The organism is Pseudomonas sp. MD195_PC81_125 (genome assembly GCF_014060985.1).
In the GTDB taxonomy this organism is placed as follows: Bacteria; Pseudomonadota; Gammaproteobacteria; order Pseudomonadales; family Pseudomonadaceae; genus Aquipseudomonas; species Aquipseudomonas parakoreensis.
Genome location: NZ_JABULD010000038.1, coordinates 1 through 13167 on the forward strand (window position 1 = coordinate 1; position 13167 = coordinate 13167).

The following is a 13167-nucleotide window of genomic DNA, read 5'->3' on the forward strand; positions in this document are numbered from 1 at the left end:
ATGATGGTAGTCGCGGACACACGAGCTAAAGCTGGAATGTTAATTGCGGGGTTATTAAGGCAAATACCAGTCGGTGTTGACCGCCAAAAGGAAGCTGAGCATCTATTCAACTCAGTAACACCCATTGGATTTGCGTTGGAATGTTTTCGATGGGTACGCCACTACGAGAATAAGTCAGAAGAAAATCGAGTTCTAACAGGCGAGGGTGAAGTTCTGGTTAAATCTATCCTCACCCGTCGTATAGCAGAGGCAGACCAAGATTCGCCACTCTTTTTAAGCCACCCTAAAGATGCCCCATCATTATATTGGGCTTGGATTGATGGATGCACGCTATCTGCCGTTCGTAGAATATTGGAGTCTCACTTTAACTCGAAGCCTGAACAGCTAGATGATTTCTTGGCATGTTACGTTGGAGAGGCCTGGGGGGTAGAAAGTGGCCTTCCAAGACCAGCGGATTTTTCGAGAAATCAGTATGACTCCGTATGTGCTTTAATTTCTGCGGATTTCATCGTAGAAAACTTGCGTCTTCGTTATGGTGCAGAGTTAGAAACGCCTCAAGACTATCCTTCCGAAGCTATGGCTCAGCCTCGCCGCGTTGCTCATCAGTTCATGAGCGTACATCAGCATGTAACATAGGAAGGAACCACATAACTAACCAGATTAGCTTTTTTAATTAGTCGGCAAATATCTAGACTGGCTGGAGCTAAGTCAGGATTGATCTCCGTTATAAGGAAGTGCATTTGGCTTTTGCCGATTCACTCCTCAGCGGTGTTGGTGAGAGAGCTGCTAGAGCTGCGATCAAAAATGGGAAGAGTATGCTGGCTTATAGGCCGAACAAGGAACGGAGAACCCTATCATGGCAGTGCGCACCTACGACTATTTTGCTTGCCCCAGCGGCCACCAGGGTGAAGAGAAAACAACCGAGAACGATCAGCCGTATTCCAAATCCTGGGAGCGCGTATCGACCAAGGGCCTCAGAAGTGGCCCAAATGGCACCTATCTGTGTGAAGTTTGTGGCTTGCCAATGCGCCGCGTGACGAAGCCACAGCCCTAGGCCATTCAGAGACGAGACAATAACCGCTTTTGGCCGATTTCTGCCAGTCACGACAGGTTGAATCCACAGCCAAAAGCGGTTGTTTGTGAATGATTTCTTTAGGCCAAGTAGTGCTGATGGCGTTTGCTTATGCATGCTGGCAGAAACGTCGCCACGCACCGTAAAAATCGGACAGAAGCGCCTCTGCCTCACTGCCTCCATTTCAGCTGGATGACGATAGCAGTGAAAACGAATAAAGTGCTTAACGCACTCGCAATAGACAGGTAAAAGCATACAGCGGCTGACTTTGAGATGGGGTGTTTTTTCTGGTTTGATGCGTACTGAAAGAAGGGAGTCCTGCATTGAAAAAAATAATAGCTCTTGCGTTTTTAGTGTGTTTTTTTAGCGGTGCCATTTGGGGGGTTGGAGGTCTGAGTTTTTCTGGAAAACCGCTCCATACGAGCATTAAAGATATTCTGGAAGTAGGTAGTTATTGCGCAACTATATTTGTAGCTTTAATCGGCGTGAAAACGCTAACTGCTTGGCAGTTACAGTTTAAGCACGCCGAAAAATACAAAGCGATAAAGTCATTTCAGGACAAGCTTAATGGCGAGCAAGTTGGTGAGTCATATTTGTATTCAGTAATGCAAAAAGTAATCGATTCGATAAATCAGAGTGCTCCTATGGGGCTTCTTGATGGTGTTTAAGTTTTTTAAAGAACGCGATTTGGCTTGGGTTCATCATTGTTTCGAAATGCAGCGGGCATGGGAAGAAATGGGGCTTTTCTTAACTGATGTCGAATTGAAATGTTTCAGCATTTCGCCGGTTGATCTTGAAGGCCGGGTTTGGGATGCGTACATGGTCATGCTGAAAAAATACGATGACAAAAATGGCGATGCTGGCGAAATGTTCAGAATTTGTCGGGAGGCTGTTGACCGGCTTAAAGAAGACTTCAGCAAGCTACGCCTTGATACCAAATGCCTGCTAAAAATAGTACTTGGGTAGGCTCGTAGCTGTTGTTCTAATTTTTATCAAGTGGCATTCACGGCTGTCTTCCACGAGTAACTACGTATGCTTCTGAAATATTTCACTTGTGTAGTTGGATCTGTGTCGAATTGGTTATTCAGCATCTTCGTTGTTGTGCTTGTGTTAGGTGCTTATTTTTTGTTTTTTGATTTTTTGACTTCGGAAATTCCAATCAGGAAATTGCCTGCGGCTGTTCGGGAGGGGACGTTTGGCGATAGCTTTGGAACGCTAAATGCTTTTTTTTCTGGCTTGGCTTTCTCGGGTGTTCTGTTGACATTGTTTTGGCAAAGAAAGGATCTTTCTGAAACTCAAAGGCAGATTAAAAGTCAGCAGATTGAGTCTCAGTTTTACAATATGCTGACGCTTCAGCATAACGTAGTCCAGGGCTTTGATTTAAAAAGGAATGGCAAAGTTACCATGGTGGGCAGAGACTGCTTTAAAACATGGGTTAAGCAGCTTAGAGAGTCCTACTCTAACTCTGGCGCCAGTCACCAAGCTAAAATGGTGATTGCTTATGAGGCGATGTGGTCTCGACATCAAGGTGATCTGAGTTTATATTTCAGAAGCCTATATTCGGTCTTTCGCTTTGCGTCAGAAAGTGAGCACGCAGAAAGCAAGAAATTTGGTGTTATTGCTAGATCGTTTTTGTCAGATTTTGAACTTGTTGTTCTTTTCTATAACTGCTTAAGCGAGCGTGGATGCAAGTTTAAGAAATATGTTGATGAGTTTGCAATATTTAATAATCTAGATCCGCGAATGCTTTTAGATGAAGGAGATGTAAGGCTTTTAAGTAGAGCTGCGTATGGGAACAGCGATGAAATATTGGCGATATATGATTTGCCCGGGGAGGGGCGCCAAAATTTTAATTCTTGAAGTTGAATCGCCACTGATTTCCTAGGCGAACTCGAGCGGCAGCTTTTGGCCGAGGCTGTGTAAAAACGTTTTTGAGCGCGACAGGTACTCAAAACCGGACTGAAAATCACGCTTCTACGCGAAATCCACATCTGTCGACGTGCCGCTAAATTTCAGATTCAACGTAGACGCGCATACTTAAATTTTGGCGAAGCGTTTTTACACACTCTGGGCCGACAGCGGTCGCTCCAGAACGTCCGCTTTTGGCCGAAAGCAGCCCCATCCGTAATTCCCTATCAGCCCGAGTCCCGCCAGATCAACGGAATCTATTACCGGTATCAATCAGCAACGATCTCAAACGCAGCACTCTCCAAAACCTCCCCATTAACCAAAACCCTCACCCCCGTGCCGCCCCAAAAAAATGCCTCCGCGTCGTAAAATCCCGAATCACCTGCCGCCTCCCCACAACCACTTCCCCAAACCCCGTCAACTCCACCGTCTTCAACTTGAAAACCTTCCCCGAAACCCCGCCATTCGCCTTCACATAGTCAATCGCATAATCAATCACCAACCGCTGTTCATGCGCCACCGTCGACTTCACCGTAAACGACAACGTAATCGCTTCCCCCAACCGAACCACCGCCGGTTCAACCCGCACATCCAGCAACTTAACCTCAGCCTTCGCACCCGCACCAATCACCGTCAGCGCGCGCAAATCTCCCTGTTTGATCAAGCTGCGCAACGCATGCTTGGCAATCCACGCTGTGTGTTTGTTCTCCAGTGGCCAGCCTTCAATCGTGTCCAGCACCCATTCCGGATGCTCTTTGGTCACGTCATTCAGATGGTTTGCCACGGATTTGCGTACGTACAGACTCTCGTCGGCTTTCAACCGATCAAGGATTGCGGCGGTCAGTTGCGGGTTGGCTTGCACGGCTTCGAGGCGGAATGACCAGGGCAGGCGAGGGCGGGTGCCTTCGCTGGCGAGGCGGCGGATGTGGTGGTTTTGGTCTTGGGTCCAGTCGTGCATGAGTTCCAGCGAGCGTTCGAGGTCGCTGCGCAGGAAGTGGCGGATGGCGAATTCGGAGGAGCCGAAGGTGGTGAAGTATTTCAGCGCTTGCATCGAGGTATCGAAGGCGTGGCCGCCGTAGCTGGCGACGTAGTGCGGCAGGCACATGCTGACGAATCCGCTGTTGAGGCGGGGGGCGAGTTCGCGCAGGACTTCGAGGGAATCTTCGTAGTCCAGTGGCAGCACGGCGTGCAGGCTTTCGCTGACGCGGGCCATGCGTTGCATCACCGACAATTCCGCCAGCCCTTGGTTGGCGTGCTTGAGAAACGCCTTGGCCTTGAATGCCGGGTATACGGCGCTCATTTCGCTGGCGATGTGTTGCAGGCGTTCGGCGTTGAAGATTTCCTTTAACGCCGGGGCGGCGGTGTCGGTGGTGCTCATGGTCAGGTCATCGGGGTGCTGACGAACGCTTCGAGGGTTTCGGCGTACGCGGTGTATTGGGCGATGTGCGGGTAGCGGCGGGTGTCGATCTGGTCGGGGACGACAAGGCCGGTGAAGCTCCAGGCGACGGCGAGGCTGATGCCCGCCTGTGTGAGGGTGCCGTCGGTGGGCAGGCCGGTTTTTTCCAGTTCCTGTTCGAGGGCGGTGAAGGCGGCGGCGAGTTGGCCTTCGACGCGTTCGACCCACGGCTGGTATTGAATGTCGGCCGGGCGCAGGTTGCGTTCGTAGTAGAGCTGCACGGCTTTTTCGCAGGCGGCGAGGCTGAGGCCGATCAGGCGCAGGGCGTGGGCGCGTTGTTGGAGGTCGCTCGGCAGCAGGCTGTTGCCGCTGGCGGCTTCGAGGTAGTCGAGGATGAGGGTGGAGTCCATCAGGACCACGCCGTCATCGAGGATCAGCGTGGGTGCCTTGACCACCGGGTTGATCTGCTGGAATTGCTCGAAGTGGCGGAACACCGAGACCGATTCATGTTCGAGGTCGATGCCGAGGCGTTTGGCGGAGATCGCCACGCGGCGCACGTAAGGGGAGTCCAGCATGCCGATCAGTTTCATGACGCGTTCCTTCAAGTCGAACCGGTGGGAAGGCATAACCTAGCCGAGCCTGAGGCAAATGTCAGTCGTCAAAACCGGCCTGCTCGTGAATCTCATCCACATTCAATTCCAGCCGATACGCCACCGCCACGAACAACGCCTGACACAAACACAACGTCGCGCTCAGCGAACGGAACGCCAATGCGCTGCCTTCATTCACCAGCAGCAGGCTGTTGGCGTTTTTGGCCAACGGCGAGAGGTGGCTGTCGGTGAGGATCAGGGTGTTGGCCTGTTGCTGGCGGGCGTAGCGCAGGCAGTGTTGGGTTTCCTTGGCGTAGGGGGTGAAGCTGATGGCGATCACCAAATCACCGCTACGCACGCTGCGCATCTGTTCGCGATAACTGCCGCCCAGCCCGGAAACCAGGTGAATGCGCTTGTGAGTGTGTTGCAAGTTGTAAACCAGGTAGTCGGCGACGGCGAAGGAGCGGCGCACGCCGACCACATAGATGTTGTCGGCGTTGACGATCAGGTCGACGGCTTTTTCGAAGGCGACGTCGTCGAGTTCGCGGCCCAGGCGTTCGATGCCGGAGCGGGTGGCGTCGATGCATTCGCGGGCGAGGTCGCCGTCGCTGGCCTGCTGCGACTGGTTGGCGATCATGCTGCGGATGCGTTGCTGGTAGTTGTGCACCGGCGAGGCTTTGTGGGTGTAGGCGGTGCGAAACAGCGCCTGCATTTCGCTGAAGCCGCTGAAACCGAAGCGCTGCGAGAAGCGCACGATGGCGGACGGATGCACCTCGCATTCGCGGGCGATGTCGCTGATGCGATCGACCATGATCCGCTCGCTTTGCTGACTCATGTAGCTGGCGATGCGTTTGAGTTGGCGCGGCAGGGTGTCGTATTCGTCGGTGATCAGTTGCAGCAGACGCTCGGCATTGATCGGGGGGCTGGCGAGGGCAGGCTCGTCGTTGGCCGGCAGATCGGGGCGGGGCATAAGTCTTCCTTCAGGCTGATCAAATCACACTGTGGCGAGGGAGCTCGCTCCCGCTTGAGCGCGTAGCGCTCACAAAATCTTCAGGGCCGCTTCGCGACCCAGCGGGAGCAAGCTCCCTCGCCACAGGTTACGGATGCATCAGGCGATCACAATTCCATCGGCGCTGAGGCTATTCAGCGCCACCCCGACCAGCGTCACCGAATCACCACCAAACTTCAGCACCGTGTCCTGTCCCACCGTCGAGGCATGCGCGCGGAAGTCGTCGTTAGGCAACACACCCTGCACGCCAAGGAACACCAGTTTGTCGTTGGCCGTAAAACCCACCACCCGATCCTGACCGAACGCGCCGTTGAACAGGAACGTATCCGCCCCGCCCCCGGACTCCATCAGATCATTGCCGGCGCCACCGACAAACACGTCGTTACCCGCGCCACCAATCAAGTGGTCATTGCCGTCCAGACCGAACAGCCAGTCGCCGCCGGCATGCGCCTTGAGCGTGTCGGCACCGCTGGTGCCGGTGACACTGGACTCGTACTGGGTGACGTTGCTGCCGACCTTCAAACCGCTGGCCGTGACGCTGTGGGTTACATCGTCCTTGAACAGCCCCCAGAGGAAGCCCGGCTCCTTGGTGACGATGCTGCCGATGTCGCGGGTGATGCTGATCCCGCCGTTGGCGTCGCGGATGTACAGGTTGCCGGCACCGTCGTTGGCGAAGTCGAAGGTGTTCACCGATTTCTGCAACTCGAGGGTGTTGTTGCCGGCGCCACCGAGAATCACGTTGTAGCCGCCAGCATCACGGAACGTGTCGTTGCCGGCGCGCCCTTCGAGGTAGTCATTGCCGCTGCCGCCCTGGATCAGGTCGTTGCTGTCGCTGCCGATGATGAACGTGCTGCCCTTGTGGGTTTCGGCGTTGCGGTTCAGATCCTGCACCCAGGTGTTGGCCCGCGCCGGGTCCGACAGGTTGGCGACGATGATCGTCGAGTCCTTGCTGGTCAGGTCGTAGAACTTCGACTCGATGATCCGGTTCATGCCGTCGCCGTACGCAGTCGGCAGGTGCGAGATCCAGGTCGGGATGTTGAGAATGGAGAACGGCAGCAGATTCCACGCGGTCGAGGCGTAGTGATCGTTGAAGCTGACGATGTTGTCGGTGGCCGATTCCTTGGGCGCGTCGTGCACGCCGACCGAGGCGCCGGTGAAGGTCGAGCCGTCAAGGGCGCGGAACACCGGGTCGTTTTCGTAACCGACGTTGAGCACCTTGTCGGTGGTGCTCTGGGTCGGCGAGGCGTAGGCAATGTAGTTGGAATCGGCGAAGAACCCGCCCCACTTGCCGCCACTCAGATCAGCCATGCTGTTGACCGCCAGCCCGCCGAGGCTGTGGCCGCTGACCAGCACGTCCTTGCCGCTGAGGCCATTGGCCTTGGCGAACGCCACCACGTCATTCAGTAGATTGCCGAACGCTTCACCGACGTAATTCCTGGCGTAATCCTTGGGGCCGAAAGCTGCCAGCAGATCGTTGATCACGTCGCCGATCGAGTCGAGGATCAGGTTTTCCCGCGGGCCGCTGGTGCCGCGAAAAGCGATGCCGATTTCGGTGAGATGGCCCTGAGCGTCGTATTTGCCCAGAATTTCCACCTGAGCGGTGGTGTAACCGGCCTTCTCGCCGAAGAAGGTTCCGCGCGCGTCGGTCTTGCCGTCGTAGCCCAGTTGCGAAGCGGTGATCGGTGTCCAGCCAGCCTTTTTCACCGCGTCGAGGGCGAGTTTTTCCGAGTCGGGGTTCCACGGAATACCGGGGATCACCCCTTGCGAATCGGTGCCACCGAGCAGCGCGGTCACCAACGTGGCGGGCAGGCCGAGGCCGAAACCGTTGTGCTGATAACCGGCGGCAAAGCCGTTATCGAGGTTGTGATAGGAATACAGCGTGATCGCCATGGCATCGCTGAACAATGCCTTGGAATCGGCTGTACCGAAGTTGTTGTAGTCATACACACCCATTGCTATTGCCTCTCTTTTGTTTGAATTGTCAGAGATAGCTCACAGCCAGGGCGCCCCTCACGGGCACGCCCCGGAGCATTTTCACTACTTACACATCAAATCTGTGGGAGCGAGCTTGCTCGCGAAGAGGGAGTGTCAGCTGCCATTTGCTTGGCTGGCACACCGCTTTCGCGAGCAAGCTCGCTCCCACATTAGAGCTAGGCGAAGACGAACGCCGAGTCCGACAGGTTAGCCACTCCCACCCCGACCAGGGTCACGGCATACTCGCCAATCTTCAGCACCGTATCAGCTCCCGACTGGGCAACATGCTGCTTGTAGTCGTAGCCCTGCCCCGCGCCTTCGACGCCCATGAACACCAGTTTGTCGCTGCCCTGGTAGCCATTGATCGCGTCGAAACCGAAGGCGCCGCTGAACAGGAAGGTGTTGTTGCCGCCCACCGCCGTCATCACGTCATTGCCGGCGCCGCCGACGAAGGTCACGTGGCCCTTGTCGCTGATCAGCTTGTCATCGCCACCCAGACCGAACAGCCAGTCACCGTCGGCGCTGGCGTGCAGTGCATTGCCGTACGCATCGCCGTTGAGCGAATGGGTGTACTGGGTCAGTTCGCTGCCATTGGTCAAACCCTTGGCCGTGACGCCCCAGGTGATGTCCTTGCTGCCCCACCACGACCCCGACTCCTTGCTCACCAGCGCACCGATGTCGCGGGTCATGCTGATGCCGCCGTAGGCGTCGCGCACATACAGCGTGCCGTCACCGTCGTTGGCGAAGCTGAAGTTCTGCAGCGGTTTCTGCAGCTCGAACGTGTTGTGGCCCTGACCACCGAGCAGAATGTTAAAGCCACCGTCATCGCGGAACCGGTCATCACCGCCCAGGCCTTCGAGAAAGTCGTTGCCCGCCCCACCCTTGAGCCAGTCGCCGCTCTGGGTGCCGATGATGAAAGTGCTGCCGGTGTGCGGCTCGCCGCTGCGCCCCCAAGTCCTCGACCCAGGTCTTGCCCCGGGAAGATTCCTCCAGGTTGGAGACGATGAGGGTCGAGTCTTTGTGCGTCAGGTTGTAGAACTTCGAATCGATTACCCGGTTCAAGCCATCGGCATACCCCAACGAGCCGTGGGCCGACCAGCTCAGCGGATTGACGATGCTGAACGGCACCAGGTTCTGTGCGGTGGACGCGTAGTAGTCATTGAAGTTGACGATGTTATCGGTGGTCGACTCATGTGGCCCGTCGTGCTTGCCCAGCGACCCGCTGCTGAACGTGGTGCCGTCCAGTGCGCGGAACACCGGATCGTTTTCGTAACCGATGTTCAACACGTTATTGCCGGTGCTGCTCTGGGTCGGTGAAGCGAACGCTATGTAGTTGGCGTCCTTGAAGAATCCGCCCCAGTTGCTGGCGCTCAACTCGGCCACGCTGTTGACCCCGAGGCCACCGAGGCTGTGACCGCTGAACAGCACGTCCTTGGCGGCAATGCCGTTGGCAAGCGCGAACGCGGCGACGGCCTTGAGCAGGTTGTCGAAGGCGTTTTTCGCGTAGTTACTCGCGTAATCCGATGGCCCGATGGCGGCCAGCAGATTGTTCTTCATGTCGCCGAAAGTGTCGCTGTAACCCAGTCCGCCAGTGCCGCGAAAGGCCACGCCGATGCCGATCAGCTTGCCACCGGCGTCGTACTTGCCGAGCACTTCAGCCTCGGCGCTGGTGAAGCCGTCCTTCTCGCCGAAGAACGTGCCCTGCGCGCCGACCTTGCCTGATAGCCCAGCGCCGTGGCGCTGAGGGGTTTCCAGGCGGTGGCCGGCAACGGCTGGCCGGTTGGCGTGTAGGCATACAGCGTCAGGGCGATGGCATCGCTGTACAACGCTTTGCCATCGGCATTTTTGTAATCGAACAATCCCATGTTGTGCTCTCTCTTCCTTCATGACCGGCAGCCCCTGGAGGGCTGCCGGTACTCCTTTAGAACTGCCAGTCGAGGGTCAGACCCACACCGTGGTCCTTCTCGTTGTTACCGATCAGTCCGTTGTAGTCCAGGTTGACCCGGACATCGCGATTGAGCGCCAGCCCGGCACGGACGCCGACCACGGCCGCATCACGATCCATCGACACACTCTGCACAGTGAACGCGCTGTTGCCATTGGCGAAGGCCAGGTGGCTGTCAGCATCGACACTGCTCAGGTTGTGCTGCCAGCCGAGGGTCGCGCCCAGTTCCAGCTGATGCTTGTCCGACAGGGCGAAGGTGCGCTTGGCGCGTACGCCAAGGGTCGACAGCACCACATCGCGGTTGTCTTCAGAGCTCTTGAGCGCCGCGGCATCACCCTTTTCGGTGAAGCTGTCGGTGTTCAGGTGCACATACGACAGATTGGCGAACGGTTCCAGATTCATCGGTTGCAGACGCAGATCGTAAGCCACTTCGGTGAACACTTGAGTGGTCGCGGCATCGTGCTTGGTTTTCTCTTTGCCATTGACGCCGGCGAACTGCAGATCACGCTTCACATCCACGCGGTGCCAGCTATACGCCGCACCGGCGGTCAGACGCAGCGCATCGATCTGATGCCCCAGGTACGCACCCAGGTGATAGCTGTCGACCGAGGCCGACGAATGCGTGCCGCTGCCCATGTTCAACGAACTGTCGCTATAACCGGTAACGAAACCCAGACGAGTATCTTCAGCAATCAAGCCGTCGACACCGGCCAGCAGCCCGCCGATGGAGCTGTTGGAGTCGGCATTTTCATGGCCGCCATCGCTCTTGCCCCACGAACCGAGCACCTTGACCCAGGCATTGCTGCGCTCGTCAGTCGGTGCGTTGGCATTGAACAGATCGCGCTCACGCAGACGCTCGCCCACCGCTTCACGCAGGTAGCGACTGTCGTTGATCAGCATCGTGCCAATGGCGGGATGAATCTCGCCGGACAGTTGCTGGAACGCCTGTTGCGCCGCCGCCGCGTTCGGCGACAACAGCAAGGTTTCGAATAACGCATTGCCCGCGCCCAACCCCTCGGCAGCCGCACCGACCGCACGCTGGTTCGGCGTCAGGCCGACACTGGCGAACGACGCGCCATTGCGCCCGACGTCGAGTTGTACGCCGTTCGCCGAATACGCCAGGGTGCCGCCGAGGAACGCGTAGTTCGGCAGCACTTGCCCGAACTGGCCTTGAATGCCACCGGCCGCTTGCAGGATGTTGAACTGCGTGCCGAGCAGGCTCTTCACTTCAGTCGTGGTCAGCAAGGTCGGGCTGTTTTCCAGCGACAGACTGACCGTGGCGCCATCGATCACCGCTTGGCCACCGGCAACGATCTTGTCGCTGCTGGTCGGCGAGACTTCCACCGCGTAGGTCGAACCGCGCTCGAAGGTCACGTCACCGGCGACGTTCAGCGTGCCGATCGAGTTGCCCGGCGCCACGGTACCGCCGCTTTTCGCGGTCAGTGCGCCGATGCGGCCGTTACCGCCAAGGATGCCGCTGTCGTTGACCGTGACCGTCGAAGCCAGCGAGCCATTGATCGCCAGACGCCCCTGATTGACCAGGGTCGGGCCGCTGTAGCTGTTGTTGCCGGTCAACACCAGCGTGCCGATGCCCTGCTTGGTCAGGCCGCCGTGACCGGAAATGTCGTTGCGCCAGGTGTCGAGCCCGCAAGTGATGTCGGTGCAGACGCGCTCGGTCGGTTTGCCCTTGTCGATGATCGCGCCAATGCCCGGCAGGTCCGCAACAAACTGCCCGGAACCGTAGGCACCCTGGATGCGGAATTCTTCCGGAATGTCCTGCTCGGTGACGAACATCGCCGGGCCATCAATGCCCTTGCGCAGGTTGATCATGCCCCAGCCGTACAAGGCGTCGATGCCCGGTGCGCCGAGGTCGGTGGCGGTGGTACGCAGCACCGTGGCGACCTGGTCACCCGTCATGTACGGGAAGCGCTCCATCAACACCGCCATCGAGCCGGCCACGTGCGGCGCGGCCATTGAGGTGCCGTTGTAGTTTTTGTAGCCGGTGGTCAGGTTGTCGGCGTTGGTGCCTTCGATGATCGAGCTGAAGATCTTCGTGCCCGGTGCCGAAACGCAGAAGCTCGCGGTGTAACCGCAACGCGAAGAGAACGTACTCATGATGTACGGGTTGGCGCTGGCCAGATCCGGGTTCTTCTGCAACGCGGCGACGGTGATCCAGTTCGGCGCGATGTCCGGCACGAAGTAACCGAGGCCGGCGATGGCGTCCGGGTTGTTCAGGTTGTAATCGTTGCCGGCGGCAAAAATCGTCACGATACCGCTACGGGCGGCGGCAATCGCGCCGTCGTAGGCGCCGCCCGGCTTGGTGCCGAGCAATGTGCGGATTTCGTTGAACTGCACTTGCGCGTCGTTGACGGTGAAGTGCGGATACGCCGGGTCGCGGCCGCCAAGGTCGAAACGGTCAGTGATGCCGATGCCCCAACTGTTGTTGATGATCCGCGCGCCGCTGGCGATCAGCGCATCCCATCCGGCCTTGTACACCGCGCCGTCGTTGCCACGCACAATGCCGTCTTCCGGGCCCGGGTCGCCGTTGTCGGCGCTGATGATCTGCGCACCGAACGCCACGCCGTGCATCGGCCCGCCGTCACGGCTGCCGGCGGCAATACCACCGACGTGGGTGCCGTGGGCGCCGAGCTTGCCGTCGGAACCGACCGAGGGCGAACCGTCATAGCGGAACGCGTCCCCGGCTTTGACCGGAATGTAAGGGTCGGTGTATTCGCGGATCCCGCTGGTGACCAGGGTCACGACTTTGTTGGGACCGGAGAACTCCGGGTGCGCGGCGTACACCGGCTGGTCAAAGATCCCAAGTTTCACGCCTTTGCCGGTGTAGCCGGCAGCGTAAGCGGAATCCGCCCCGATGGCGCCCAGGCCCCACTCCGCCTGGAACTCGGCGCTGCGCCAACTGGCGGGATCACCGCTGCGGCCGTTTTCCACATAAGGCGCCGCGTGCGCGGTGCCCCAGCTGGTCAACGCACAGAGTACGGCGCAGTTGAGGGTTTTCATGGCGAAGCGACCGCCCGTTTGCGCGGGGGTATTGTTGTTATTCATCCAGCGACCTTCCTTAGTGTTGTTGCGAAAAATCCGTGTACCAGGCCCACACTCGGGCCCGGGAAATAACGCTTGTGGCGAGGGGATTTATCCCCGATCGACTGCGCAGCAGTCGCACACCCGGACGACTATCGGGGCCGCTTCGCGTCCCATCGGGGATGAATCCCCTCACCACAGGTGTGTGCTCACATCCCCCTGTCAGGAGCTGCC

The 13167-nt window shown here is 57.8% G+C and carries 7 protein-coding genes and 3 pseudogenes; 4 read left to right on the forward strand and 6 right to left on the reverse strand.

The window, feature by feature from the left end; genetic code table 11:
- From HT737_RS02175 to HT737_RS02190, 4 genes and pseudogenes are all read left to right on the forward strand, one after another.
- Positions 1-636: pseudogene (locus tag HT737_RS02175) on the forward strand (NTPase KAP); the annotation flags it as partial.
- 759 nt (positions 637-1395) lie between these two features.
- On the forward strand, positions 1396-1740 hold the full coding sequence (locus tag HT737_RS02180) for a hypothetical protein (protein ID WP_182401255.1): 345 nt from the start codon (positions 1396-1398) through the stop codon (positions 1738-1740).
- The gene (locus HT737_RS02185; protein WP_182401257.1) at positions 1730-2038 is read left to right on the forward strand and encodes a hypothetical protein; all 309 of its coding nucleotides are present in this window, start codon (positions 1730-1732) and stop codon (positions 2036-2038) included. The genes HT737_RS02180 and HT737_RS02185 overlap by 11 nt, the downstream gene beginning before the upstream one ends.
- Before the next feature lie 66 nt (positions 2039-2104).
- A complete protein-coding gene (locus tag HT737_RS02190) occupies positions 2105-2932 on the forward strand; it encodes a putative phage abortive infection protein (RefSeq protein WP_182401259.1) in 828 nt (275 codons plus the stop codon).
- A gap of 317 nt (positions 2933-3249) precedes the next feature.
- Here HT737_RS02190 and HT737_RS02195 read toward each other — a convergent pair.
- From HT737_RS02195 to HT737_RS02220, 6 genes and pseudogenes are all read right to left on the reverse strand, one after another.
- Positions 3250-4358 (reverse strand): annotated as a pseudogene (locus HT737_RS02195) (DNA alkylation repair protein).
- Positions 4359-4360: 2 nt separating this feature from the next.
- Positions 4361-4966 carry a glutathione S-transferase gene (locus HT737_RS02200; RefSeq protein ID WP_182401261.1) on the reverse strand — a complete coding sequence of 202 codons (606 nt, stop codon included), beginning with the start codon at positions 4964-4966 and terminating at the stop codon, positions 4361-4363.
- Positions 4967-5027: 61 nt separating this feature from the next.
- Positions 5028-5936, reverse strand: coding sequence for a MurR/RpiR family transcriptional regulator (locus tag HT737_RS02205; protein WP_182401263.1), 909 nt, complete (start codon positions 5934-5936; stop codon positions 5028-5030).
- Between the two features lie 138 nt (positions 5937-6074).
- Positions 6075-7928 carry a polyurethanase gene (locus HT737_RS02210; RefSeq protein ID WP_182401265.1) on the reverse strand — a complete coding sequence of 618 codons (1854 nt, stop codon included), beginning with the start codon at positions 7926-7928 and terminating at the stop codon, positions 6075-6077.
- A gap of 197 nt (positions 7929-8125) precedes the next feature.
- A pseudogene (locus HT737_RS32535) lies at positions 8126-9814 on the reverse strand (polyurethanase).
- A 56-nt stretch (positions 9815-9870) separates the two neighbouring features.
- Complete coding sequence (locus HT737_RS02220) at positions 9871-12957, reverse strand: autotransporter serine protease (protein WP_182401267.1); 3087 nt, start codon at positions 12955-12957, stop codon at positions 9871-9873.
- Positions 12958-13167: the final 210 nt, after the last annotated feature.

Bases quoted from the DNA above. Each gene is read 5' to 3' on its own strand.
- HT737_RS02185 (WP_182401257.1), top strand. From the start codon at position 1,730: ATGGTGTTTAAGTTTTTTAAAGAACGCGATTTGGCTTGGGTTCATCAT.
- HT737_RS02190 (WP_182401259.1), top strand. From the start codon at position 2,105: ATGCTTCTGAAATATTTCACTTGTGTAGTTGGATCTGTGTCGAATTGG.
- HT737_RS02200 (WP_182401261.1), bottom strand. From the start codon at position 4,966: ATGAAACTGATCGGCATGCTGGACTCCCCTTACGTGCGCCGCGTGGCG.
- HT737_RS02205 (WP_182401263.1), bottom strand. From the start codon at position 5,936: ATGCCCCGCCCCGATCTGCCGGCCAACGACGAGCCTGCCCTCGCCAGC.
- HT737_RS02210 (WP_182401265.1), bottom strand. From the start codon at position 7,928: ATGGGTGTGTATGACTACAACAACTTCGGTACAGCCGATTCCAAGGCA.
- HT737_RS02220 (WP_182401267.1), bottom strand. From the start codon at position 12,957: ATGAATAACAACAATACCCCCGCGCAAACGGGCGGTCGCTTCGCCATG.